We start from the raw sequence: 25391 nt of genomic DNA on the forward strand, positions 1-25391 counted from the left end.
GTGCCCATTGGACGTAAGTCTAGAGCGGGCGCTGTCAAAGACCCGACGAAAGGCTAACCGGGTGACGCAACTTTTGCGGTCCTAAGCTGCGAACGAGATTTTTTTGACGAGATGGCCATGGCTGAGCATGACGACATCCTGAGTGACGCCGAGCGCGAGGCGCTGGCCGGGGTGACTGCGCCTGTCGCGCCGAGGCCCGTGGTACTGGTGGTCGACGATAACCCAGTGAACAGCGAGGCGTTGAGCCTGTACCTGAAGAGCCGGGGTATAGCCTGCATGACGGCCGATGGGGCGCAGGAGGCCATGCTCAAGCTGCATTACGAGCCGCGTATCGCGCTGATGATCACTGATCTGCGCATGGAGCCGGCGGATGGCCTGGAGCTGATCCATCAGGTACGTGAGTCGGAGCGGGCGGCGCTGTCGATCATCGTGGTGTCGGGCGACACCGATGTGAAGGAGGCGGTGGACGTGATGCACCTGGGGGTGGTGGATTTCCTGCTAAAACCGGTGGACCTGGGGAAGCTCCTGGAGCTGGTGCGACGTGAGTTGAGAATGGATCAGGTCTGAAAACGATCGCGGGGCAAGCCCGCTCCCACGCTGCAGAGGCGTGGGAGCGGGCTTGCCCCGCGATGCGTTGCTGGCTGTTTACAGCCCGTTGCGCGCCTTGAACTCGCGACGACGGCGGTGCAGCACTGGCTCGGTGTAGCCGTTCGGCTGTTTGGCGCCTTCGATCACCAGTTCGATCGCCGCCTGGAACGCGATGTTGTCATCGAAGTTCGGCGCCATCGGCCGGTACAGGGCGTCACCGGCGTTCTGCTTGTCGACCACCGCGGCCATGCGCTTGAGGCTTTCCAGCACCTGGTCCTGGGTGACCACGCCGTGGCGTAGCCAGTTGGCCAGCAACTGCGCCGAGATGCGCAGGGTGGCACGGTCTTCCATCAGGCCGACATCGTTGATGTCCGGCACTTTCGAGCAACCCACGCCCTGGTCGATCCAGCGCACCACATAGCCGAGGATGCCCTGAGCGTTGTTGTCCAGCTCGTTGCGGATCTCGTCGGCAGACCAATTGGTGTTGGCCGCCAGCGGGATGCTCAGGATGTCGTCGACCGAAGCCGGGGTGCGGCTGGCCAGCTCGCGCTGACGGGCCTGCACGTCGACCTTGTGGTAGTGCAGGGCGTGCAGGGTGGCGGCGGTCGGCGATGGTACCCAGGCGGTGTTGGCACCGGCCAGCGGGTGGGCGATCTTCTGCTCGAGCATGGCGGCCATCAGGTCGGGCATGGCCCACATGCCCTTGCCGATCTGCGCGCGACCCTGCAGGCCTGTGGCCAGGCCGATGTCGACGTTGTTGTTCTCGTAGGCGCCGATCCACTTCTCGTTCTTCATGGCGCCCTTGCGCACCACGGCGCCGGCTTCCATCGAGGTGTGGATCTCGTCGCCGGTGCGGTCGAGGAAACCGGTGTTGATGAACGCCACGCGCTCGGCGGCGGCCTTGATGCAGGCCTTGAGGTTGACCGTGGTGCGGCGCTCCTCGTCCATGATGCCGACCTTGACGGTGTTGCGCGGCATGCCCAGCAGGTCTTCGACGCGGCTGAAAATCTCGGCGGCGAAGGCCACTTCCTCGGGGCCGTGCATCTTCGGCTTGACGATATACACGCTGCCGGTGCGGGTGTTCTTGCGGCTGGTGTTGCCGTTGAGGTTGTGCAGGGCGATCAGGTTGGTGAACAGGCCGTCCTGGATACCCTCGGGGATCTCGTTGCCCTGGGCGTCGAGGATCGCCGGGTTGGTCATCAGGTGGCCAACGTTGCGCACGAACAGCAATGAGCGACCATGCAGGGTCACGCTGCCGCCGTTGGGCGCGGCGTATTCGCGGTCCGGGTTCATGGTGCGGGTGAAGGTCTTGCCACCCTTGCTCACGCTTTCGGCCAGGTCGCCCTTCATCAGGCCCAGCCAGTTGCGGTAGACGATGACCTTGTCGTCGGCATCGACCGCGGCGACCGAGTCTTCGCAGTCCATGATGGTGGTCAGCGCCGACTCCATCAGGATGTCCTTCACGCCGGCGGCGTCGGTGCTGCCGACCGGGGTGCTGGCGTCGACCTGGATCTCGAAGTGCAGGCCGTTGTGCTTGAGCAACACGGCTGTCGGCGCCTTGGCGTCGCCATGGAAACCGATCAGTTGGGCGTCGTCGCGCAGGCCGCTGTTGCTACCGCCCTTGAGGGCAACCACCAACTTGCCGGCTTCGATGCGGTAGCCGGTGGAGTCGACATGAGAGCCAGCGGCCAGGGGCGCGGCTTCGTCGAGGAAGGCGCGGGCGAAGGCGATCACCTTGTCGCCACGTACCTTGTTGTAGCCCTGGCCTTTCTCGGCACCGCCTTCGTCGCTGATGGCGTCGGTGCCGTAGAGGGCGTCATACAGCGAACCCCAACGGGCGTTGGCGGCGTTCAGGGCGAAGCGGGCGTTCATCACCGGAACCACCAGCTGTGGGCCGGCCATCACGGCGATTTCTTCGTCGACGTTCTGCGTGGTGGCCTGGAAATCGTCGGCTTGTGGCAGCAGGTAGCCGATTTCCTGGAGGAAGCTTTTGTAGGCCGCGGCGTCGTGTGCCTGGCCCTGGCGTTCCTGGTGCCAGGCGTCGATCTTGGCTTGCAGCTCGTCGCGCTTGGCGAGCAGGGCTTTGTTCTTTGGAGCGAGGTCTTTAATGATCTCTGCCGCCCCGGCCCAGAACTCATCGGCCTTGATGCCGGTTCCAGGGATCGCTTCATCGTTGACGAAGTCGTACAGGGCCTTGGCGACCTGAAGGCCACCGACTTGAACGTATCCAGTCATTGCTTGCCTCACCTCTGCTCAGCTATTTCGCTTTCGCTCTTCTGTATTAAGCCTGTAGCGCTTCTCTAAACACGGCACCAGTGCATGCCCTCGGCATCGAGCGCGGCTGGGTGCGGCTCGCCAGACAGGCTGGCGGGCGGTTGGCGTATTTTCACAGGCGCCTTGGCAGACTTCCAAACGACGTTTTGTAGTCCGCGTCGATGCATACTACATGAAGCAGCAGGCAGGTAAACATCAGACTAGAAACGTCGTTGCGCGACCGATCAGTCGCATTGGGTCACGCTGGGAGAACGTATGTTCGCAAAAAACAGGTGGATTGTTCCAGATAAATCTTGAAACAGTACACGATTCATTCGGCGGACTGTCCTGCGGCAGGTTGCCGCGCCTTGCCTATACTGATGCGATCCCCAATTCATGGCCGTTCGCGACGGCCCGAGCTTAGTAGAAGGAGTGGCCCGTGGACCATCTCGTACTCACCGTGATCGCTCCCGACAAGGCCGGGCAGGTCGAACGTATCGCCCAGTGCATTGCCGATCACAATGGCAACTGGCTGGAAAGCCGCATGTCGCGCATGGCCGGGCAGTTCGCCGGGATCCTGCGGGTGGCGGTGCCGGCGGAGAACTATGCCGAGCTGGTCGAGTCGCTGCAGAAGCTGGGCGACCACGGCATTCGAGTGTTGATCGCCGAAAGCGGCATCGAGCCGTCCTGCACCTGGAAGCCGATCGCCATGGAACTGGTGGGCAACGACAGGCCCGGCATCGTTCGCGACATTACTCGCCTGCTGGCAGAGCTTGGGGTGAACGTGGAACGTCTGAGCACCGAGGTGCGCCCGGCGCCGATGAGCAGCGAGCCGTTGTTCCAGGCCGATGCGCTGCTGGCGCTGCCCTTGACCTTGTCGCTGGATGATTTGCAGGCAAGGTTGGAGAGCCTGGCGGATGATCTGATGGTGGAGTTGCGGCTGCGGCCGGAGGAGTGATTTAAGATTGCCGGGGCCGCTTCGCGCCCCATCGCGACACAAGGCCGCTCCTACAGGGGATCTCGGTTTCCTGTAGGAGCGGCCCTGAGGTGGTTATCCCGATTTTGCGGGGAAGCCCCTGTGGATAAGCTGGGGGCGCTACGCTGGAGGCCAGTAACAGCAAGGCCTGGCGAGATTTGAGCAAAAAATGTCCACTATTCAGTAGCTTGTGCACAAACGGCGGGGACGAGGGTGTGGATAACCTTTGGAGCGCTTGCTGTAGGCCACGGATTCCGTGGCTTGCAGCTGTTTGATCATTAATTGATCAGGCGCGCTTGCGCAAACTCAGCCAGGCATCGACGCTGTACACCGCCAGCCCCGCCCAGATGCAAGCGAACGCCAGCAGGTTGCTGGAGGTCAGGTGCTCATCGAACAGCCACACCGCCTGCAGCAGCACCAAGGTCGGCGCCAGGTATTGCAGGAAGCCCAGGGTGGTATAGGGCAGATGGCGTGCGGCGGCATTGAAGCACACCAGCGGCACCAGGGTGACCGGGCCGGCCGCGATCAGCCATAACGCTTCGCTGCTGCTGAAGAACTCGGCATTGGCGCTGCTGGCGCTCGGGTGCAGCAACAGCCAGCCGATGGCCAGCGGCACCAGCATCCAGGTTTCCACCACCAACCCGGGCAATGCCTGTACCGGCGCCTGTTTGCGGATCAAGCCGTAGAAGCCGAACGACAACGCCAGGGCCAGCGACACCCACGGCAGGCTGCCGACTTGCCAGACCTGCTGGGCCACCCCAAGGGCGGCCAAGCCCACGGCCAGCCACTGCAGGCGGCGCAGGCGCTCGCCGAGCAGCAGCATGCCCAGCAGCACATTGATCAATGGATTGATGTAGTACCCGAGGCTGGCCTCGAGCATGCGCCCGTTGTTCACCGCCCACACGTAGGTCAGCCAGTTGCCGGCGATCAGCGCGCCGCTGAGCGCCAGGATCGCCAGACGCCGTGGGTTCTCGCGCAGTTCGCGCCACCAGCCGGGGTGTTTCCACACCAGTAGCAGTAGCGAGCCGAACAACGCCGACCAGAGCACCCGGTGGACGATGATCTCCACCGCCGGGACGCTCTGGATGGCTTTGAAGTACAGGGGGAACAGGCCCCAGATGATGTAGGCGCCGAGGCCCAGAATGTACCCGCGGCGCGGGTTGGCGGCGTGCATGCAGAATCCTTGCTTAGGTAGCTAAATAAAGCGACGCCTATTGTAGACAGCGCCTGGCGCAGATCTAGAACAATTTCAGCGGTTCTTCATCCAGGGCGGCGAGCTGCTCGCGCAGGGCGAGAATCTGGTCGCCCCAGTAGCGTGGCTGGCCGAACCAGGGGAAGCTCGGCGGGAACGCCGGGTCGTCCCAGCGCCGTGCCAGCCAAGCACTGTAGTGCAGTTGGCGCAGGGCGCGCAGTGGCTCGATCAGGGCCAACTCGCGCGGGTCGAAGTCGTGGAACTCGTTGTAGCCGTCGACCAGTTCGGCCAGTTGCCCCAGGCGCTCCTCGCGGCTGCCAGCAAGCATCATCCACAGGTCCTGCACCGCCGGGCCCATGCGGCAGTCGTCGAGATCGACCATGTGGTAGATATCGTCGCGATGCATCAGGTTGCCCGGGTGCAGGTCGCCGTGCAGGCGGATCAACTGATGCGGCGTGCGGGCGTAGAGGTCCTCGACGCGCTTGAGCAGGTCGCGGGCGACCGATTCGAAGGCCGGCAGCAGTTCCTTGGGGACGAAGCTGCCATCCAGCAGGGTGTTCAACGAGGCGTGGCCGAAGTTGTCCACAGCCAGGTGCTCACGGTGCACGAAGGGCCGGGTGGCGCCTACGGCATGCAGGCGGCCAAGCAACTGGCCGAGGCGGTACAACTGGTCGAGGTTGCCAGGCTCCGGCGCATGGCCGCCGCGGCGTGGGAACAGGGCGAAGCGAAAGCCGGCGTGTTCGAAGAGTGACCGGCCCTCATGTTGCATTGGCGCCACCACCGGCACTTCGTGCTCGGTGAGTTCGGCGCTGAAGGCGTGCTCTTCGATAATGGCCGCATCGCTCCAGCGCCCGGGGCGGTAGAACTTGGCGATCAGCGGTTGTTCGCCTTCGATGCCCACCTGGTAGACGCGGTTCTCGTAGCTGTTGAGGGCCAGCACCCGGGCATCGCTGAGAAAACCGAGGCTTTCCACGGCGTCGAGGACCAGATCGGGGGTGAGGGTATCGAAAGGGTGGGACATGCAAGCTCCAGGCACGGGACAGCGTGGGCGCATGGTAACCCATGCCGGTCCATATCGAGGGCGTCGATCTGGAGCTGTGTTGCAGCCCTTTCGCCGACAAGCCTGCGCCCAGGTTAAACCGGCACTCCCAACAATACGAACGACGGATGGAACTGCACGCGCACCGCGCTGCCGGCGGCGATCCGATGCTCGCCCAGCCACGCTTGCTCGGCAAGCGCGCACAAGGTCTGGCCGTTGCCTAGTGCCAGGCGTACCTCGCAGGACGCGTCCTCGCCACCGAGCACCTCTTCGACCTCGGCCTTCAGGCAATTGCTGCCCGCCTCGGGTTGCTCATCGTCCCCCAGCAAGCGCACCCACCCTGCCTTGAGCAATGCCACGACCGTGCCGCCCAGGGTCAGCTCCAGGCGCTCGGTACTGCCCCGGGTGATCAAGGCTTCGATCTCCAGCTCGCCGCCCAGGTCCAGGCTGACGCGGTCATGCCGCCCTTCGCGACGCAGCCCGCTGATGCGCCCTTGCAACTGGTTGCGCGCACTGGTGCGCAGCATAAGGCGGCCCAGCAGGTCGAAGTCGCTGCTGTCCTCGGCGGACTCGAGAATTTCTGCCTGCAGCGCCTGCAGGCGCTGATAGAGGCGCAGCACTCGCTGACCCTCGGCGGACAGCCGCGCGCCACCGCCGCCGCGACCGCCGGTGCTGCGCTCGACCAGCGGCTGGGCAGCCAGGTTATTGAGCTCGTCGATCGCGTCCCAGGCAGCCTTGTAGCTGATGCCGGCGGCCTTGGCGGCGCGGGTGATCGAGCCTTGTTCGGCGACATGCTGCAACAGGGCGATGCGCTGTGGACGGCGGGCGATGTGCTGGGTGAGCAGGGCGGGCAGGGACATGGTCAGGTTTCGGGGGTTGCTTCAGGTTCCGCGACGTTGCCGTCCAGTTGCGCCCAAGTCAAGCCTGGCCCGGCCTGGGCGTGCGGGCCAGGCAATATATATCCACGCGTCGGGCGCCAGCCTTGCGCAGCACGTGGGCGATGGCCTGCGCGGTGGCGCCGGTGGTCAGCACATCGTCGACCACGGCCAGGTGCAAGCCCTCGACATCCACGCCGGGCAACAGGCTGAAGGCCTGGCGCAGGTTGCGCCGGCGGGCCCGGGCCCCCAAGGCCTGCTGGGCTGGCGTGTCGCGCGAGCGTTCGAGCAGGCGTTCGCAGCAGGGCAGGTTCAGTTGCCGGGCCAGCCAGCGCGCCAGCATCGCCGCCTGGTTGAAGCCACGCTGGCGCAGTCGACGCCGGGCCAGGGGCACCGGCAACAGTCCGTCGGGGCGTGGCAGGCCTTCGCTGTAGCGATGCTCCAGGGCATGGCCGAGCAACTGCGCCATCAGCCGCCCCAGCGGCCATTGGCTGTTGTGCTTGAAACGGCTGATCAGCGTGTCGATCGGAAATGCATATTCCCAGGCCGTGACCACCTGGCGAAACCCTGGCGGGCGGCGCCGACAGCCTTTGCACAAGAAGCCGTCGATCGCCAGCGGCAGGGCGCAGCGGGGGCAGTGGTCGCCCAGCCAGGGCAATTCCTGCTCGCAGCCCATGCACAGCGGATAAGGCTGATGGGCAGGTGCGTCGCATAACAAACATGCCTGGTTGATATTTGTACAGTTGTAAACCATGGTCTTTATAGTTGGTTGACAGTTCATGGGCCTTCCGTGACTATGCGGGCTATCCGTGATGCGCTGGCGGGCTTTCTTCTCCCGGCGTCAGTCAGACCCTAGATAAGGAAACGCCGATGAGCGCCAGTACAATTGCAACCACACGTCACGACTGGTCCCTGGCCGAGGTCAAGGCGCTGTTCCAGCAGCCGTTCAACGACCTGCTGTTCCAGGCGCAGACCGTGCACCGCGCGCATTTCGACCCCAACCGTGTACAGGTGTCGACCCTGTTGTCGATCAAGACCGGCGCCTGTCCGGAAGATTGCAAATATTGTCCGCAGTCCGGCCACTACAACACCGGGCTGGAAAAACAGAAGCTGATGGAAGTGCAGAAGGTGCTGGAAGAGGCCGCCCGGGCCAAGGCCATCGGTTCCACGCGCTTCTGCATGGGCGCGGCGTGGAAGCACCCCTCGGCCAAGGACATGCCCTACGTGCTGGAGATGGTCAAAGGGGTCAAGGCCATGGGCCTGGAAACCTGCATGACCCTCGGCAAGCTCGACCAGGAGCAGACCCAGGCCCTGGCCCAGGCCGGCCTGGACTACTACAACCACAACCTCGACACCTCGCCGGAGTTCTACACCAGCATCATCACCACCCGCACCTATGGCGAGCGCCTGCAGACCCTGGCCTATGTGCGCGATGCCGGGATGAAAATCTGTTCTGGCGGCATCCTCGGCATGGGTGAGTCGCTGGACGACCGCGCCGGGCTGTTGATCCAGCTGGCCAACCTGCCCGAGCACCCGGAGTCGGTGCCGATCAACATGCTGGTGAAGGTTGCCGGCACGCCACTGGCCGAGGAAGAAGATGTCGACCCGTTCGACTTCATCCGCATGCTGGCCGTGGCCCGTATCCTCATGCCCAAGTCCCATGTGCGCCTGTCGGCCGGTCGCGAGCAGATGAACGAGCAGATGCAGGCGCTGGCGTTCATGGCCGGGGCCAACTCGATCTTCTACGGCGAGAAGCTGCTGACCACGGCCAACCCGCAGGCTGACAAGGACATGCAGCTGTTCGCTCGCCTTGGTATCCAGCCCGAAGCCCGTGAGGAGCACGCCGACGAAGTGCACCAGGCGGCTATCGAGCAAGCCCTGGTCGAGCAGCGCAGCAGCGAGCTGTTCTACGACGCAGCCTCGGCCTGAGCATGGCCTTCGACCTCGCCGCGCGGCTGGCCGAACGGCGCGCCGCCGACCTGTATCGCCAGCGACCGCTGCTGGAAAGCCCGCAGGGGCCCGAGGTGGTGGTCGACGGCCAGCCGCTGCTTGCCTTCTGCAGCAACGACTACCTGGGCCTGGCCAATCACCCCGAGGTGATCAAGGCCTGGCGCGACGGCGCCGAGCGCTGGGGTGTCGGCGGTGGCGCCTCGCACCTGGTGATCGGCCACAGCACGCCGCACCACCAGGTGGAAGAGGCGCTGGCCGAACTGACCGGACGGCCACGGGCGTTGTTGTTTTCCACTGGCTACATGGCCAACCTCGGTGCCATCACCGCGTTGGTCGGGCAGGGCGACACGGTGCTGCAAGACCGTCTCAACCATGCCTCCTTGCTCGACGGCGGGTTGCTTAGTGGCGCGCGTTTCAGCCGCTACCTGCACAACGACCCGGCCAGCCTGGCCAGCCGCCTGGACAAGGCCACCGGCAACACCCTGGTAGTCACCGATGGCGTGTTCAGCATGGATGGCGATTGCGCCGAGCTGCCGGCCCTGGCCGAGGTGGCGCGCGCGCGCGGCGCCTGGCTGATGGTCGACGACGCCCATGGCTTGGGCACGCTTGGCGCCAACGGCGGTGGCCTGGTCGAGCACCACGACCTGGGTCTGGAAGATGTACCGGTGCTGATTGGCACGCTCGGCAAGGCCTGTGGTACTTCAGGCGCCTTCGTCGCCGGTAGCGAAGAGCTGATCGAGGCGTTGGTGCAGTTTGCCCGGCCTTACATCTATACCACCAGCCAACCTCCGGCCCTGGCCTGTGCCACGCTCAAGGCCCTGGCCTTGTTGCGCCGCGAAAGCTGGCGACGTGAGCACCTGGCTGCGTTGGTCCGCCAGTTCCGCGAGGGCGCCGGACAGATCGGCCTGACTCTGATGGACAGCCACACGGCGATCCAGCCGATTTTGATCGGCGATGCCGGCCGGGCCATGGCGTTGTCGCGCATGTTGCGCGAGCGCGGGTTGCTGGTCACCGCGATCCGTCCGCCGACCGTGCCCACTGGCAGCGCGCGTCTGCGGGTAACCCTGAGCGCGGCCCACAGCGCGGCTCAGGTGCAGCTATTGTTGAATGCATTGGCCGAGTGTTATCCACAGTTGGAGTCCGCCGATGCGTAACCGAATGATCCTTCTGCCCGGCTGGGGGCTGGGCACCGCCTCACTGGAGCCGCTGGCCGCCAGCTTGCGGGCCCAGGACTCGCGCCTGCAGGTCGAGCTGATGCCGCTACCGGAGCTGCCCGAGAGTGATCCGCAGGCTTGGGTCGCGCACCTCGACCGCAAACTGCCCAACGATGTCTGGCTGGGTGGCTGGTCACTGGGCGGCATGCTCGCCAGCGCCCTGGCGCACAAGCGCGGCGATCATTGCTGCGGCTTGCTCACTCTGGCGAGCAACCCCAGTTTCGTTGCACGGCCAGATTGGCCGCATGGCATGGCGCCGGACACCTTCGGCACCTTCCTTGACGGCTGCCGCAGCCATACCCAGGTGACCCTCAAGCGCTTTCGTACTTTATGCAGCGACGGTGCGCTGCAGCCGCGCACCTTGCTGCGCCAACTCGGCGTCGGCGTGCCGGACACCGACCCGTTGTACCTGGCCAGTGGGCTTGAAGTCCTGGCCAAGCTGGACACCCGCATCGCCCTGGAGCAATACGGCGGTCCGCAGCTGCACCTGTTCGCCGGCAGTGACGCGCTGGTGCCGGTGGAAGCGGCCAAGGCCCTCAGCGACCTGTTGCCCGACGTGGAAGTCGGCCTGGTCGAAGACAGTTCCCACGCCTTCCTGCTGGAGTACCCGCAGGAGCTGGCGGCGGGCATCAAGAGTTTCCTGCATGAGAGTGGCGATGACTGATCTTTCCCAGCCCACCTTGCCCGGTGCCTTGCCGGACAAACGCCAGGTGGCGGCTTCGTTCTCCCGCGCCGCAGCCAGCTACGACAGTGTCGCGGCCCTGCAGCGCGCCGTAGGCATGGCGCTGCTGGAGAAACTGCCCGCGGGTCTGGCCCCTGTGCGCTGGCTGGACATGGGCAGTGGCACCGGCCATTTCAGCCGGGTCCTGGCCGAGCGCTTCAACGATGCCGATGGTGTGGCGGTGGACATCGCCGAGGGCATGTTGCGCCATGCCCGTGAGCACGGCGGCGCCCGGCACCATGTGGCAGGTGACGCCGAGCGTCTGCCGTTGCGCGATGGCAGTGTCGATCTGCTGTTCAGTAGCCTGGCGGTGCAGTGGTGCGGCCAGTTCGCCAGCGTGCTGGGTGAGGCACGGCGGGTGCTGCGCCCAGGCGGGGTGCTGGCATTCAGCAGCTTGTGCGTGGGCACCCTTGATGAGCTGCGTGCCAGCTGGCAAGCCGTCGATGGCATGGTGCATGTCAATCGCTTCCGGCGTTTCGAGGATTACCAGCGTCTATGCGGGGACAGCGGCCTGGAGCTGATCGACCTGGAGCGACGTCCCCATGTACTGCATTACCCCGACGTGCGCAGCCTGACCCACGAGCTCAAGACACTGGGTGCGCACAACCTCAATCCGGGGCGCCCATCGGGGTTGACCGGACGTGCGCGGATGCAGGGCCTGTTGCAGGCCTATGAACAGTTCCGCCAGCCTCAGGGGCTGCCTGCCACCTATCAGGTGGTGTATGGCGTCTTGCGCAAACCGCTGGCCGGGGAGCAGTGACATGAGCCAGGCCTATTTCATTGCCGGCACCGACACCGATGTCGGCAAGACCACCATCGCCGCCGGCCTGCTGCATGCTGCCATGCAGTCGGGGCTGAGCACGCTGGCGGCCAAGCCGGTGGCATCCGGGTGCATGGTGACGCCTAGAGGGTTGCGCAACAGCGATGCCCTGGCGTTGATCGATGAAAGCTCGGTAAAACTGCCCTATGAAGCGGTGAACCCTTTCGCTTTCGAGCCGGCCATCGCTCCACATGTGGCGGCGCGCGAGGCGGGGGTGGTGTTGAGCGTGCCGGTGCTGCGTTATGCGATGCAGCAGGTGCTGGCGCAGCACGCTGACTTCACCTTGATCGAAGGGGCCGGCGGCTGGCGAGTGCCGTTGTCCGACCATGCCAACTTGTCGGACCTGGCCATTGCCCTGAAACTACCGGTAATCCTGGTGGTAGGGGTGCGATTGGGATGCATCAACCACGCCTTGCTCAGCGCCGAGGCCATCAAGCGCGACGGCCTGCAACTGGCCGGTTGGGTGGCAAACATCGTCGATCCGCGTACATCGCGCCTGGAGGAGAACCTGTCGAGCCTGGCCGAGCGGCTGCCCGCGCCATGCCTGGGGCACGTACCCTGGTTGAAAGTGGCGGGCGCGGCAGCTGTGGCCGAGCATTTGCACTTGGACCTATTGGATTAGGTCTCTGCCTATCGGCTGGCACAAGGCTATTAGGGATTTCAACGGGCCTTTTTTCCGTTCTGCTGCTTTAATAAGGCCTGTTCATCATCCAGCGTCATGGAGTCCTGACATGGAAATCAATGCGAGCTCCGCCTACTACGCGGGCCTGGGTGCCATCCAGAACGGCCAGAACCGTGTCGACCAGGCCGCCCAGCAGATCGCCAGCGGTGCCGTCGAGCGGGGCACCAGCGGGCAATCCACCGAGTTTCAGGCCGAACGCCTGCGTGGCGTCGACCGCAGCCAGCAGTTGGACTTGGCCACCAGTACCGTGCAGTTGGCCCTGGGCAAGCACGAAGTCGAATTGGGCGCCAAAGTCGCCAAGGCCTCGGACGAAATGCTCGGTCGTTTCATCGACACCTACGCCTGATCCACCGACCTTTCCGGCACACATCGCGGGGCAAGCCCGCTTCCATTCGTGGGAGCAGGCCTGCCCCGCGATGCGTTTGAGGGTGCTTGGCGTAAATGTCATGTTCGGCGGCATAAATGCCACCGCTAGCCCTCCTTGACAGCGAGGCCACCTAAACGTAAGTTTCAAACAACTGTTTGACCGAAAGCCGCCAAGAGCTGGTCGGTATCCGCGGTCTCCCCAACGAACTCATCACAGAGGTTCATCGCAATGCCTGATTACAAAGCCCCCTTGCGTGATATCCGCTTCGTCCGCGACGAGCTGCTCGGCTATGAGGCGCACTATCAGAGCCTGCCGGGCTGCCAGGACGCCACGCCGGACATGGTCGACGCGATCCTGGAAGAAGGCGCGAAATTCTGTGAGCAGGTGCTGGCCCCGTTGAACCGCGTCGGCGACCTCGAAGGCTGCACCTGGAGCGAGTCGGGCGTGAAGACCCCGACCGGCTTCAAGGAAGCTTACGAGCAGTTCGTCGAAGGCGGCTGGCCGAGCCTGGCCCATGACGTCGAGCACGGCGGCCAGGGCCTGCCGGAGTCGCTGGGCCTGGCCCTGAGCGAAATGGTCGGCGAGTCGAACTGGTCGTGGGGCATGTACCCAGGCTTGTCCCATGGCGCGATGAACACCATCTCCGAGCACGGCACCCCCGAGCAACAGGAGACCTACCTGACCAAGCTGGTGTCCGGCGAATGGACCGGCACCATGTGCCTGACCGAGCCGCACTGCGGCACCGACCTGGGCATGCTGCGCACCAAGGCAGAACCTCAGGCCGACGGCAGCTACAAAGTGTCCGGCACCAAGATCTTCATCTCGGCCGGCGAACACGACATGGCCGATAACATCGTCCACATCGTCCTGGCCCGCCTGCCCGATGCGCCGGCCGGCACCAAGGGTATCTCGCTGTTCATCGTGCCGAAGTTCCTGCCCAACGCCGAAGGCGGCGCGGGCGAGCGCAACGGCGTGAGCTGCGGCTCGCTCGAGCACAAGATGGGCATCCACGGCAACGCCACCTGCGTGATGAACTTCGACAGCGCCACCGGCTACCTGATCGGCCCGGCCAACAAGGGCCTGAACTGCATGTTCACCTTCATGAACACCGCTCGCCTGGGTACCGCGCTGCAAGGCCTGGCCCATGCCGAAGTGGCGTTCCAGGGCGGCCTGAAGTACGCCCGTGACCGTCTGCAAATGCGCTCGCTGACCGGCCCGAAAGCACCGGAAAAAGCCGCTGACCCGATCATCGTCCACCCGGACGTGCGCCGCATGCTGCTGACCATGAAGGCGTTCGCCGAAGGCAACCGCGCCATGGTCTACTTCACCGCCAAGCAGGTGGACATCGTCAAGTACAGCCAGGACGAGGAAGAGCGCAAGAAGGCCGACGCGCTGCTGGCCTTCCTGACCCCGATTGCCAAGGCATTCATGACCGAAGTCGGTTTCGAGTCTGCCAACCACGGTGTGCAGATCTACGGCGGCCACGGCTTCATCGCCGAATGGGGCATGGAGCAGAACGTACGCGACAGCCGTATTTCCATGCTGTACGAAGGCACCACCGGCATCCAGGCGCTCGACCTGCTCGGACGCAAGGTGCTGATGACCCAGGGCGAGGCGCTCAAGGGCTTCACCAAGATCGTCCACAAGTTCTGCCAGGGGCAGGAAGGCAACGCTGCCACCAAGGAGTTCGTCGAGCCGCTGGCCGCGATCAACAAGGAGTGGGGCGAGCTGACCATGAAGATCGGCATGGCGGCGATGAAGGACCGCGAGGAAGTCGGCGCTGCGTCGGTGGACTACCTGATGTACTCCGGCTATGCGTGCCTGGCCTACTTCTGGGCTGACATCGCCCGCCTGGCCGCCGAAAAACTGGCCGCTGGCACCAGCGAAGAGGCCTTCTATACCGCCAAGCTGCAGACTGCGCGCTTCTACTTCCAGCGCATCCTGCCGCGTACCCGCAGCCACGTGGCGGCGATCCTGTCGGGCGCCGACAACCTGATGGCGATGAAGGAAGAAGACTTCGGTCTGTCCTGCTAAGCCCTAGCGGCTATACAAAAAACCGCCTGCCCTAACCGGCAGGCGGTTTTTTTTTGCCCGGACTTTCACGCGTGCACCTGTAGGAGCGGCCTTGCGTCGCGAAAGGGCTGCGCAGCAGCCCCAGGATTTCAGCGTTGATGCAACGATCGGCGGGGCTGCTTTGCAGCCCTTTAGCGACACGAGGCCGCTCCTACAGGAATTGCGTAAACAGGAAGAGTCCTACTGGGTGTCGCATCCAGTAACGAGAAAGTCTCAAGCTTCACCCCTGATCTGCCGTTAAAACGGGCATCTGTATTCATCTATTCATGTGCACTGCCGATGCAGTAGGGCACAATGCCATTATTGATCTGCCGGGTCGGAGATTACCCTTGTTTCGTTTATCCGCTGTACGCGCGAGCCACTTCCTGCCTTCGCTGATTCTGTTGCTGGCAGGGCTTGCGGCAGCCTATGTGAGGGACCTCAGTGTCTTCTTCACATCGCTGTTCAACGTTCTGCCAACCTTGGTGCTGTTGCTCGGGGGCGCCTACTGCGCCGTATACCGCCGCCAGCGCGAACTGTTCCTGATGGTCACGGTGTACATCGCCTATTTCCTGCTCGACACCCAGACCGATTTCTACCGGGACAATGGCCGCGTGCGCGAGGACGCCGCGGTGATTTTCCACCTGGTCTGCCTGCTGTTGCCGGCCTTGTATGGGCTGTACGGTGCCTGGCAGGAACGCACCCACCTGGCCCAGGACCTGCTGGCGCGCTTCGCCGTGCTGTTCGCCGTGAGCAGTGTCGCGGTGGCGCTGGAGCAGAGTTTTCCCGAGGCGCTGCTGACCTGGCTGGCCGAGATCCGCTGGCCGGCGCTGCATGGCCAGTGGATGAGCCTGATCCAGTTGGCTTACCCGTTGTTCCTGGCGGTGTTCATCCTGCTGGTTGTGCAATACCTGCGCGAGCCGCGGCCCTTGCACGCGGCGCAGATCATCGGCCTGATCGGCATCTTCTGGATGCTGCCCAAGACCTTCATCCTGCCGTTCACCCTGAACATCATGTGCAGCCAGGTGATGCTGATGATCGCCGCGGCGGTGTCCCACGAGGCCTACCAGATGGCGTTCCGCGATGAGCTGACCGGGTTGCCGGGGCGCCGGGCGCTGAACGAGCGCATGCAGCGCCTGGGGCGCAACTACGTGATCGCCATGACCGACGTCGACCATTTCAAGAAATTCAACGACACCCATGGTCACGATGTCGGCGACCAGGTGTTGCGCCTGGTCGCCAGCCGCCTGTCCAAGGTCACCGGTGGTGGCCGCGCCTACCGCTACGGCGGCGAGGAGTTCGCCTTGGTGTTCGCCGGCAAGACTGCCGAGGAATGCTTGCCGCACCTGGAGTCGGTGCGGGAGATGATCGCCAACTACGCGATCCAGCTACGCGACCAGAACAGCCGGCCCCAGGACGACTCCACCGGCCGGCAGCGTCGCGGGGGGGGCGCCAATACCACGGTATCGGTGACCATCAGCATTGGCGTCGCCGAGCGCCAGGTCGAGCACCGCAACCCCGACGAAGTGCTCAAGTCCGCCGACCAGGCTTTGTACAGCGCCAAGGGCGCCGGGCGTAACTGCGTGATGACCTTCGGCCAGCAATCGCGGCGTGGGGCCGTGCGCATGGCGTGAATTCGGGTGTGACCATGCCTGACTATTCAGTCGCATGATGACCCTATGTCTCGTAAAAGTTGTTCGGTTACACTGCGGGTCATCCCAGTGCCGCGGCCCTCGATGGGCCGCCCCGACCCCGATAGCGAGAGGTTGTCATGGCTGAATATAAAGCGCCCCTGCGCGATATGCGCTTCGTCCTCAATGAAGTCTTCGACGTGGCCACACTCTGGTCGCAACTGCCGGGGTTGGCGGAGGTGGTCGACGCCGACACGGCGATGGCAGTACTGGAAGAGGCCGGCAAGGTCACTGGCAAGTCCATCGCCCCGCTGAGCCGCGCCGCCGACGAGGAAGGCTGCCATTGGGACAACGGCTCGGTGCGCACCCCGCAGGGCTTCATCGAGGCATACAACACTTATGCCCAAGGGGGCTGGGTCGGCGTTGGCGGAGATCCGCTCTTCGGTGGCATGGGCATGCCCAAGGTCGTCTCGGCCCAGGTCGAGGAAATGGTCAACGCCTCGAGCCTGGCTTTCGGCCTGTATCCGATGCTGACCGCCGGCGCCTGCCTGTCGATCAACGCCCACGCCAGTGAAGCGCTCAAGGAAAAGTACCTGCCGAACATGTACTCCGGTGTTTGGGCCGGTTCCATGTGCCTCACCGAGCCCCACGCCGGTACCGACCTGGGCATCATCCGTACCAAGGCCGAGCCCCAGGCTGATGGCAGCTACAAGGTCAGTGGCACCAAGATTTTCATTACCGGCGGCGAGCACGACCTCACCGAGAACATCATCCACCTGGTGCTGGCCAAGCTGCCGGACGCCCCGGCAGGCCCGAAAGGCATCTCGCTGTTCCTGGTACCCAAGTTCCTGGTCAACGAAGATGGCAGCCTTGGCGCGCGCAACCCGGCCACTTGCGGCTCGATCGAGCACAAGATGGGCATCCAGGGTTCGGCCACCTGCGTGATGAACTTCGACGAAGCGCTCGGCTATATCGTCGGCGAGCCGAACAAGGGCCTGGCGGCCATGTTCACCATGATGAACTACGAGCGCCTGGGTGTCGGCATCCAGGGCCTGGCTTCGGCCGAGCGTTCCTACCAGAATGCCGTGGAGTACGCCCGCGACCGTCTGCAAAGCCGCGCCCCGACCGGCCCGCAGGCCAAGGACAAGGTGGCCGACCCGATCATCGTCCACCCGGACGTGCGGCGCATGCTGCTGACCATGAAAGCGCTGACTGAAGGCGGCCGGGCGTTCTCCACCTATGTGGCGATGCAGCTCGACAGCGCCAAGTACAGCGAAGACGCCGCGACCCGCAAGCGCAGCGAAGAGCTGGTGGCGCTGCTGACCCCGGTGGCCAAGGCCTTCCTCACCGACCTGGGCCTGGAGTGCACGGTGCATGGCCAGCAGGTGTTCGGCGGCCATGGCTACATCCGCGAGTGGGGCCAGGAGCAGCTGGTGCGCGATGTGCGCATCACCCAGATCTACGAAGGCACCAACGGTATCCAGGCACTGGACCTGGTCGGGCGCAAGGTGGTGGCCAGTGGTGGCGCCTACTACAAGCTGTTCGCCGACGAGATCCGCGAGTTCATCGCCACCAGCGCTGCTGACCTTGGCGAGTTCAGCAAGCCGCTGGCGGCCTCCCTCGACCAGCTCGACGAGCTGACCGCCTGGCTGCTGGACCAGGCCAAGGGCAACCCCAACGAGATTGGCGCGGCTTCGGTCGAGTACCTGCACGCATTCGGCTATGTCGCCTACGCCTACATGTGGGCGCTGATGGCCCGCACCGCCAAGGCGGGCGAGGGCGATGTCGAGTTCTACGGTGCCAAGCTGGGCACGGCACGCTTCTACTTCGCCCGCCTGCTGCCACGGGTACATTCGCTGGTCGCTTCGGTGAAAGCTGGCAGCGAGTCGCTCTACTTGCTGGACGCGGCGCAGTTCTAAGCCAACTGCGGGCTGGCTGACAGCCCCGCGCGGCCCAGGCCGCTCTTGCCGAGGATTGCGATCCGTCGGCGGGAGCGGCTTTTTTCGTTAGGGCAATCCTGTTTGCGAATACACCTATTTTGTAAGCTTTGTCTTACATCGCGTGGTGACTTTTCGCCTCTTTCCTAAGATTGGATCCACGGTTACTCTTTGTCACATGGACGTAGCGCAGGAAGCGCAATGGACAGAACAGGGACACGAAAGGATTTCCTGCCAGGGAGGCGGGGTGATAGGGATGTCAAAGGGAAACAGTCTGGGAAACCCCGCTTCGGCGGGGTTTTCTTTGTGCGCGTGATTTGTCAGCCGAGCACATCAAGCGGCGATACACCCAGGGGCCGGGTATCTGTCTCTTCCTCGAGCAAGGCGCGCAACAGCTCCACCGAGGCCTGCTGGCGCTGCGCGTCGCGGAACACCAGGCCGACCTTCAAGGGCACCCGCGGTTCGCTCAATGGCTTCCACAGCAGTTCCTGGTCATCCTGGGCGGCATCCTTGGCGCGGCCCGGCAGGATGGTGGCCAGGGCGGTATGCGCCAGGCTGTCGAGGATCCCCGCCATGTTGTTCATCTCGGCCTGCACCTGCGGCCGGCGGCCTTGGTTGGCCAGTTGCGCCTTCCAGATCTGGCGGATCTGGAACTCCTCGCCGAGCATCAGCAGCGGCAGCTCCGCCGCCTGGCGGATCGAGACCTTCTTGAAGTCCTTCAGCGGGTGAGTCTTGGGGATCACCAATTGCAGTTCGTCTTCGTACAGCAGCAGGCCGTGCAGCCCCGGTTGGCGCGGTGGCAGGTAGCTGATGCCGATGTCCAGGCTGCCGTTGAGCAGACGCCGCTCGATCTCTGAACCTGACAGCTCGTAGATCTGTACCACAAGATGCGGTTGGGCCTTGCGCACCCGTTCTAGCAGTTGCGGCACCAGGCTGGGGCGGACGGTTTGCAGCACGCCGATGGCCAGGGTGCGTAGCGACTGTCCCTTGAAGTTGCGCATGGCCTCGTGGGCCCGCTGCAAACCTTCGAGCAGGGGGCCGGCGTGGTTGTACAGGGTGTGGGCGGCAAGGGTCGGCAACAGGCGCTTGTTGCTGCGCTCGAACAGGTTCAGGTCGAGGCTGTGCTCCAGCTGACGGATCTGTTGCGACAGGGCCGGCTGGGACAGCGACAGGCGCTCGGCGGCGCGGCCGACATGGCCTTCCTCGTAGACCGCGACGAAGTAACGCAGTTGACGAAAATCCATAACTATTACTTATCGAAAAAGCTGGAAAAACGAAATGGCCGGACATCGGCTTGGGGCCTAGTCTATCGCCGTATTCCAGCGGGTTACAGCGCTTATACAGGCGATTGTTACCTTGGATGAAAAACACTTTTGATAGGCAAGGCAAAATATACCCTCCGGCGTTCGACCGGGGCCTTGGCCGCCTGACACCGTGATTGGCTGGAGCCTCGATGAACCTGTTCAACCTGCGCCGCTCGGCACCTGCCGTGGCCGAGCCCAAGCGTGCCCCGGCGCTGGCGCCGGCCACCGCGCAGCCCAGCCGCGAGCGGCTGATGCCCAGCGCCGAGCGCGCGGCGCAGATGTTCGTGCGTGGCCAGGGCTCGTGGTTGTGGGACAACGAAGGGCACGCCTACCTGGACTTTACCCAGGGCTGTGCGGTCAACAGCCTGGGCCACAGCCCGAGCGCGCTGGTCAAGGCGCTGGGCAACCAGGCCCAGGCGTTGATCAACCCTGGCGCTGGCTATCACAGCCGCGCGCTGTTGAGCCTGGTCGAGCAACTGTGCCAGAGCACCGGCAGCGACCAGGCCTACCTGCTCAACAGCGGTGCCGAGGCCTGCGAAGGGGCGATCAAGCTGGCGCGCAAATGGGGGCAACTGCACCGCAATGGCGCCTATCACATCATCACCGCCAGCCAGGGCTGCCATGGCCGTAGCCTGGGGGCGTTGTCGGCCTCCGACCCGCTACCGTGCAACCGCTGCGAGCCGGGCCTGCCGGGCTTTAGCAAGGTGCCGTTCAACGACCTGGCGGCGCTGCATGCCGCGGTCGACTCGCGCACCGTGGCGATCATGCTCGAGCCGATCCAGGGCGAAGCCGGGGTGATCCCGGCCAGCGCCGACTACCTCAAGGGCGTCGAGCGGCTGTGCCGGGAGCTGGGCATCCTGCTGATCCTCGACGAGGTGCAGACCGGGATCGGACGTTGCGGCGCCTTGCTGGCCGAGCAGACCTACGGCGTGCGCGCCGACATCGTCACCCTGGGCAAGGGCCTGGGTGGCGGCGTGCCCCTGGCAGCGCTGCTGGCGCGGGGTAGCGCCTGCTGCGCCGAGCCTGGCGAGCTGGCGGGCAGCCACCATGGCAATGCGCTGATGAGCGCGGCCGGGCTGGCGGTGCTGAGCACGGTGCTGGAGCCGGGCTTCTTCGACCAGGTGATGGATAGGGGCCGGCACCTGCGCGATGGCCTGAGCCGCCTGGCGGGTCGCTATGGCCAGGGTGAGGTGCGCGGACAGGGGCTGCTCTGGGCCTTGCAGATGCGTGAAGGCGTGGCCGCCGAACTGGTCGAGGCCGCCTTGCATGAAGGGCTGTTGCTCAATGCCCCACAGGCCGACGTGGTGCGCTTTTCGCCGGCGCTGACCGTGAGCCAGGGCAACATCGACGAGATGCTCCTGCGCCTGGCCCGCGCCTTTGCCCGGCTGCATGCCCAGCAACACAGCCGCCGGGAGATGCCGGCCTGAGCGGCCCACAGAATTTCAACGAACCGTCTCGCGTTTCTGCGCATCGCCCCTGGCCTGAAATATTTGGCTCGGGGCGTTTTTTTTGCCTGTTGCACAGCGCGGGCATTATGCGCAGGGAACCTCTGCGAAGCGAGGCTAGTCTGTGATGAAACACCCTCAAGGAGCGCATCGCATGGATTTCATTCGCATCATCATCGCCATCATCCTGCCGCCGCTGGGCGTGTTCCTTCAGGTTGGCTTTGGCGGGGCATTCTGGTTGAACATCCTGCTGACGTTGTTGGGGTATATCCCCGGGATCGTGCATGCGGTGTATATCATCGCCAAGCGCTGAAGACCCTCAGGGGCGAGGCATACCGCAAACCTCGTAGGAGCCGCCCTTGCCGGCGAACACCGGCGCAGCCGGTGCCATTCACCGTGGCGCCTACAGAGGCTCTGTGGCCAAGACCCGGCAATAGAACTTCCATTCCTCTTCGAGCGCATGGGCCAGATTCGCCGCCTGGCGAAAGCCATGTCGCTCGCCTGGGTAGAAATGCCCCTCGGCGGCAATGCCGTTGGCCTGCAAGGCCTCGAGCATCGAGCGGGTCTGCGCTGGCACGACTACCGCGTCCAGTTCACCCTGGAAGAAGATCACCGGTACCTGGATTTGCCCGGCATGCAGCAGCGGCGTGCGCTGGCGGTAGCGTTCGGCATCCTTCACGGGGTCGCCGATCAGCCAGTCCAGGTAATCCCCTTCGAACTTGTGGGTGGCCTGCCCAAGCGCCACGGGGTCGCTGACGCCATATAGGCTGGCGCCGCCGCGGAACACCTTGTGGAAGGCCAGCGCGCAGAGGGTGGTGTAGCCGCCCGCGCTGCCACCGCGAATGAACGCCTGGCGAGGGTCGACCAGCCCCTGTTCGGCCAGGTATGCCACCACCGCGCAAGCATCCTGCACATCGCTTTCGCCCCAGCGCAAGTGCAGGGCCTGGCGATAGGCACGGCCATAGCCGCTGCTGCCCCGGTAGTTGAGGTCGGCGACGGCGAAGCCGCGCTGGGCCCAGTACTGGATACGCGGGTCGAGCACCGGGTAGCAGGCCGAGGTCGGCCCGCCATGGATGAACACCACCAGCGGCGCGGGGCCGTTGCTGGTCATCGCCGGGTAGAAGAACCCGTGGGCCATGCCATCGCCGCTGGCATAGCGAATTGGCTGTGGCTGGCTGATGTGTTCGGCGGGCAACACCTCGGCCCCGCCCGCCAGCACCCGTACCTCGTGGCTGCGCCGGTCGATGGCGATGACTGCCGGCGGGCTGATGGGCGAGGCGGCGATGGCATAGAGGGAGTCGGCATCCAGGGCCAGGCTGCGAAAGCGGCTGTAGGCGCTGGCGTAGCGCTGCACTTCACCGCTGTCCGTGCGTAGCCCCAGTTGTCCGAAGCCTTCTTCGAACCAGCTGGCCAGGTAGCTGGCAGGGCCCAGCGCCAGCCAGGTGCAGGGGCCCAGTTGCCAGGGTGCGGCGGCATGGTCGGCGTTGGTGGCGGGCAAGGCTTGCCAGCGTTCGTCGACTTCACCCCAGGGCTGCCAGAAACCGTCGTGGTCCGACAGGCAGTACAGGCGTCCTGCGGTATCGAAGCGCGGTTGCTGCAGCGACTCGTCCTGTCCGGCGATGCAGCGTGCCGGCCCCCAATCGCCAGCCGGGCCGCGCTCGCGGCACATCAGGCGGGTGTGGGTCCATGGCTGCGCGGGGCGATCCCATTCGATCCAGGCCAGGCGCTGGCCGTTGTCGCTCAGGGTCGGCGTGGCATAGAAGTCAGCGCCTTCAGCGAGGACTTCACGGCTGCCTGCGGCCAGGCTGACCAGCCGATGGACCACCTGCTCGCCATGGCTTTCCTCCACCGCCAGTACCTGCCCGGCGTGCCAATGCACGTCGCCATAGCGACAGGCCTGGTCATGGGTGAGGGCGCGCGGCGCCGAACCATCCAGCGCCTGGGTGTAGACCTGCTGGTCGTGCTCGTTGACGAACACCAGGCCGTGCTCGGCCAGGCAGAAGCTGCCACCGCCATATTCATAGACCCGGCTGCGCACACTGAAGCCGTCGGGGGTCAGGCAGTGGGCCTGTTGCTCGCGCCACTGCCAGATCCGGCAGGCGCCATCGGCGGGGCGGAACTCGTTCCAGAACAGGCCCAGCGCGCCGACCTTGAGTTCGGCGAAGTCGGTGCCTGCGGCCACCGCCTGGGCGGCGCTGAACTCAGCCACGGGCAATGACATGGGAGTTGCGTTGGTTGCGGAAGGTCATCTGTTCGATCTCCAGCGTCGCGTGTTCGGCGTCCTCGCGGGCCTTGAGGATGATGCCGTGGTCGGGTGACTTGGCGCACACCGGGTCGGCCTTGCTGGCGTCGCCGGTGAGCATGAAAGCCTGGCAGCGGCAGCCGCCGAAGTCCTTTTCCTTCTCGTCGCACGAGCGGCACGGCTCGGGCATCCAGTCATAGCCGCGGAAGCGGTTGAAGCCGAACGAGTCGTACCAGATGTGGCGCAGGTCGTGCTCGCGCACATTGGGGAACTGCACCGGCAGTTGGCGCGCGCCATGGCAGGGCAGGGCGGTGCCGTCCGGGGTGATGGTCAGGAACAGGCTGCCCCAGCCGTTCATGCAGGCCTTGGGGCGCTCTTCGTAGTAGTCGGGGGTAACGAAGATCAGCTTGCATGGGCTGCCTTCGGCCTTGAGTTTGTCGCGGTACTCATTGGTGATGCGTTCGGCCCGTTCCAGCTGGGCGCGGGTCGGCAGCAGGCCTAGGCGGTTGAGGTGCGCCCAGCCGTAGAACTGGCAGGTGGCCAGCTCGACGAAATCGGCCTCCAGGGCGATGCACAGCTCGATGATGCGGTCGATCTTGTCGATGTTGTGCCGATGGGTGACGAAGTTGAGCACCATCGGGTAGCCGTGGGCCTTTACCGCCCGGGCCATCTCCAGCTTCTGCGCGAAGGCCTTCTTCGAGCCGGCCAGCAGGTTGTTCACCTGCTCGTCGCTGGCCTGGAAGCTGATCTGGATATGGTCCAGCCCGGCCTGCTTGAACGCGGCGATCTTCTGCTCGGTCAGGCCGATGCCGGAGGTGATCAGGTTGGTGTAGTAGCCCAGGCGCCGGGCCTCGCCGATCAGTTCGGCGAGGTCCTGGCGCACCAGCGGTTCTCCGCCGGAAAAACCAATCTGCGCGGCGCCCATCTCGCGGGCTTCGGCCATTACCTTGAACCACTGCTCGGTGCTCAGTTCCTGGCCTTGCGTGGCGAAGTCCAGGGGGTTGGAGCAGTACGGGCACTGCAGCGGGCAGCGGTAGGTCAGCTCGGCCAACAGCCACAGCGGCAGGCCGACCGGCACCTCAGGCGAGGGTGATCCAATGTTCGGCACGGGCCACCTCCATGAATTGCTCGATGTCGTCGGCGACTTCGGGCACACCGGGGAATTGCTGTTCAAGCTCGGCGATGATCGCCGCCACCGAGCGCTGGCCATCGACCAGGCCGCCGATCAGCCCGGCACTGTCGTTGAGCTTGATCATGCCCTCGGGGTACAGCAGCACGTGGCCCTTCTGTGCCGGCTCGTATTGGAAACGGTAGCCTGGGCGCCAGGCGGGCACCTGTTGACGGTCGAAACTCATAGGGCGATCCCCTTGTGCCAGACCCGCTCGGCGGTGACGCTGTGGTACGGCGGGCGGTTCAGTTCATAGGCCATGCTCATGGCATCGAGCATGCTCCACAGGATATCCAGTTTGAATTGCAGGATCTCCAGCATGCGCTCCTGCCCTTGGCGGGTGGTGTAGTGCTGCAGGGTGATCGCCAGGCCGTGTTCCACATCACGCCGGGCCTGGCCCAGGCGGGTACGGAAGTATTCATAGCCGGCCGGGTCGATCCACGGATAGTGCTGCGGCCAGCTGTCCAGGCGCGATTGGTGGATCTGCGGGGCGAACAGCTCGGTCAGCGAGCTGCTGGCGGCCTCCTGCCAGCTGGCGCGACGGGCGAAGTTGACGTAGGCGTCCACGGCAAAGCGCACCCCGGGCAGCACCAGTTCCTGGCTGCGCAGTTGGTCTGGGTCCAGGCCCACGGCCTGACCTAGGCGCAACCAGGCCTCGATGCCGCCGTCCTCGCCGGGTGCGCCATCGTGGTCGAGCAGGCGCTGGATCCACTCGCGGCGGATTTCGCGGTCCGGGCAGTTGGCCAGGATCGCCGCATCCTTCATCGGGATGTTCACCTGGTAGTAGAAGCGGTTGGCCACCCAGCCCTGGATCTGCTCGCGGCTGGCACGGCCTTCATACATCGCCACGTGGTAGGGGTGATGGATGTGATAGTAGGCGCCCTTGGCGCGCAGGGCCTGCTCGAACTCGGCAGGGGACATCGGCGTTGCGTCGC

Annotated in this window: 23 protein-coding genes; 13 read left to right on the top strand and 10 right to left on the bottom strand. The window is 64.7% G+C overall.

What is annotated here, in order from left to right:
- The first annotated feature begins 111 nt into the window (after positions 1 to 111).
- Positions 112 to 567 (top strand): response regulator, encoded by a 456-nt coding sequence (locus ACODS5_RS02440; protein ID WP_256660225.1) that lies wholly within the window; start codon positions 112 to 114, stop codon positions 565 to 567.
- Positions 568 to 645: 78 nt separating this feature from the next.
- On the opposite strand, the gene ACODS5_RS02445 is transcribed toward ACODS5_RS02440, so the two are convergent.
- A complete protein-coding gene (locus tag ACODS5_RS02445) occupies positions 646 to 2823 on the bottom strand; it encodes a malate synthase G (protein WP_489107819.1) in 2178 nt (725 codons plus the stop codon).
- Positions 2824 to 3280: 457 nt separating this feature from the next.
- Here ACODS5_RS02445 and ACODS5_RS02450 point away from each other — a divergent pair, with 457 nt between their 5' ends.
- Positions 3281 to 3799 carry a glycine cleavage system transcriptional repressor gene (locus ACODS5_RS02450; RefSeq protein WP_134689847.1) on the top strand — a complete coding sequence of 173 codons (519 nt, stop codon included), beginning with the start codon at positions 3281 to 3283 and terminating at the stop codon, positions 3797 to 3799.
- 304 nt (positions 3800 to 4103) lie between these two features.
- Here ACODS5_RS02450 and rarD read toward each other — a convergent pair whose 3' ends face one another.
- From rarD to ACODS5_RS02470, 4 genes are all read right to left on the bottom strand, one after another.
- The gene (rarD, locus tag ACODS5_RS02455) at positions 4104 to 4991 is read right to left on the bottom strand and encodes an EamA family transporter RarD (RefSeq protein WP_134689846.1); all 888 of its coding nucleotides are present in this window, start codon (positions 4989 to 4991) and stop codon (positions 4104 to 4106) included.
- 64 nt (positions 4992 to 5055) lie between these two features.
- Positions 5056 to 6030, bottom strand: a complete 975-nt coding sequence (locus tag ACODS5_RS02460; RefSeq protein ID WP_134689845.1) for a serine/threonine protein kinase — start codon at positions 6028 to 6030, stop codon at positions 5056 to 5058.
- 113 nt (positions 6031 to 6143) lie between these two features.
- Positions 6144 to 6908, bottom strand: coding sequence for a TOBE domain-containing protein (locus ACODS5_RS02465; RefSeq protein ID WP_134689844.1), 765 nt, complete (start codon positions 6906 to 6908; stop codon positions 6144 to 6146).
- Positions 6909 to 6966: 58 nt separating this feature from the next.
- Positions 6967 to 7704 carry a ComFC family protein gene (locus ACODS5_RS02470; RefSeq protein ID WP_489107820.1) on the bottom strand — a complete coding sequence of 246 codons (738 nt, stop codon included), beginning with the start codon at positions 7702 to 7704 and terminating at the stop codon, positions 6967 to 6969.
- An 89-nt stretch (positions 7705 to 7793) separates the two neighbouring features.
- On the opposite strand from ACODS5_RS02470, the gene bioB reads away from it, so the two are divergent.
- The 9 genes from bioB (at position 7794) to ACODS5_RS02515 (ending at position 18279) form a co-directional block, all read left to right on the top strand.
- Positions 7794 to 8852 (top strand): biotin synthase BioB, encoded by a 1059-nt coding sequence (bioB, locus tag ACODS5_RS02475; RefSeq protein WP_134689842.1) that lies wholly within the window; start codon positions 7794 to 7796, stop codon positions 8850 to 8852.
- A gap of 2 nt (positions 8853 to 8854) precedes the next feature.
- Positions 8855 to 10027 (top strand): 8-amino-7-oxononanoate synthase, encoded by a 1173-nt coding sequence (bioF, locus tag ACODS5_RS02480; protein WP_489107821.1) that lies wholly within the window; start codon positions 8855 to 8857, stop codon positions 10025 to 10027.
- Positions 10020 to 10751 (top strand): alpha/beta fold hydrolase, encoded by a 732-nt coding sequence (locus ACODS5_RS02485; protein WP_489107822.1) that lies wholly within the window; start codon positions 10020 to 10022, stop codon positions 10749 to 10751. The genes bioF and ACODS5_RS02485 overlap by 8 nt, the downstream gene beginning before the upstream one ends.
- Positions 10744 to 11568, top strand: coding sequence for a malonyl-ACP O-methyltransferase BioC (bioC, locus tag ACODS5_RS02490; protein WP_489107823.1), 825 nt, complete (start codon positions 10744 to 10746; stop codon positions 11566 to 11568). Before ACODS5_RS02485 ends, bioC begins: the two co-directional genes overlap by 8 nt.
- A 1-nt stretch (position 11569) precedes the next feature.
- Positions 11570 to 12250, top strand: coding sequence for a dethiobiotin synthase (gene bioD, locus ACODS5_RS02495; protein WP_489107824.1), 681 nt, complete (start codon positions 11570 to 11572; stop codon positions 12248 to 12250).
- Between the two features lie 109 nt (positions 12251 to 12359).
- Entirely contained in the window at positions 12360 to 12656 is a 297-nt protein-coding gene (locus ACODS5_RS02500; RefSeq protein ID WP_489107825.1) for a pyrroloquinoline quinone biosynthesis protein PqqE, read from the top strand.
- Positions 12657 to 12905: 249 nt separating this feature from the next.
- The gene (locus tag ACODS5_RS02505; RefSeq protein ID WP_134689836.1) at positions 12906 to 14711 is read left to right on the top strand and encodes a phenylacyl-CoA dehydrogenase; all 1806 of its coding nucleotides are present in this window, start codon (positions 12906 to 12908) and stop codon (positions 14709 to 14711) included.
- Positions 14712 to 15079: 368 nt separating this feature from the next.
- Positions 15080 to 16363: a GGDEF domain-containing protein gene (locus ACODS5_RS02510; protein ID WP_489107826.1), complete on the top strand. Its 1284-nt coding sequence runs from the start codon at positions 15080 to 15082 to the stop codon at positions 16361 to 16363.
- Positions 16364 to 16500: 137 nt separating this feature from the next.
- Entirely contained in the window at positions 16501 to 18279 is a 1779-nt protein-coding gene (locus ACODS5_RS02515; protein ID WP_134689834.1) for an acyl-CoA dehydrogenase C-terminal domain-containing protein, read from the top strand.
- A 338-nt stretch (positions 18280 to 18617) separates the two neighbouring features.
- Here the strand turns inward: ACODS5_RS02515 and ACODS5_RS02520 are convergent, their stop codons facing one another.
- Positions 18618 to 19541 (bottom strand): LysR family transcriptional regulator, encoded by a 924-nt coding sequence (locus ACODS5_RS02520; RefSeq protein WP_134689833.1) that lies wholly within the window; start codon positions 19539 to 19541, stop codon positions 18618 to 18620.
- Between the two features lie 209 nt (positions 19542 to 19750).
- Here ACODS5_RS02520 and ACODS5_RS02525 point away from each other — a divergent pair, with 209 nt between their 5' ends.
- Together ACODS5_RS02525 and ACODS5_RS02530 are read left to right on the top strand one after the other, a co-directional pair.
- Complete coding sequence (locus ACODS5_RS02525; protein ID WP_134689832.1) at positions 19751 to 21028, top strand: aspartate aminotransferase family protein; 1278 nt, start codon at positions 19751 to 19753, stop codon at positions 21026 to 21028.
- A 172-nt stretch (positions 21029 to 21200) separates the two neighbouring features.
- Positions 21201 to 21359: a YqaE/Pmp3 family membrane protein gene (locus ACODS5_RS02530; protein ID WP_009681539.1), complete on the top strand. Its 159-nt coding sequence runs from the start codon at positions 21201 to 21203 to the stop codon at positions 21357 to 21359.
- A 90-nt stretch (positions 21360 to 21449) separates the two neighbouring features.
- Here the strand turns inward: ACODS5_RS02530 and ACODS5_RS02535 are convergent, their stop codons facing one another.
- The 4 genes from ACODS5_RS02535 to pqqC are packed head-to-tail and all read right to left on the bottom strand — an operon-like array spanning position 21450 to position 25377.
- Positions 21450 to 23267 carry a S9 family peptidase gene (locus ACODS5_RS02535; protein WP_489107827.1) on the bottom strand — a complete coding sequence of 606 codons (1818 nt, stop codon included), beginning with the start codon at positions 23265 to 23267 and terminating at the stop codon, positions 21450 to 21452.
- Positions 23248 to 24396, bottom strand: coding sequence for a pyrroloquinoline quinone biosynthesis protein PqqE (gene pqqE, locus ACODS5_RS02540; protein WP_489107828.1), 1149 nt, complete (start codon positions 24394 to 24396; stop codon positions 23248 to 23250). Before pqqE ends, ACODS5_RS02535 begins: the two co-directional genes overlap by 20 nt.
- On the bottom strand, positions 24368 to 24643 hold the full coding sequence (gene pqqD, locus ACODS5_RS02545; RefSeq protein ID WP_134689829.1) for a pyrroloquinoline quinone biosynthesis peptide chaperone PqqD: 276 nt from the start codon (positions 24641 to 24643) through the stop codon (positions 24368 to 24370). Before pqqD ends, pqqE begins: the two co-directional genes overlap by 29 nt.
- The gene (gene pqqC, locus ACODS5_RS02550; RefSeq protein WP_177414198.1) at positions 24640 to 25377 is read right to left on the bottom strand and encodes a pyrroloquinoline-quinone synthase PqqC; all 738 of its coding nucleotides are present in this window, start codon (positions 25375 to 25377) and stop codon (positions 24640 to 24642) included. Before pqqC ends, pqqD begins: the two co-directional genes overlap by 4 nt.
- Positions 25378 to 25391 lie beyond the last annotated feature (14 nt).

The organism is Pseudomonas sp. FG47 (assembly GCF_057809115.1).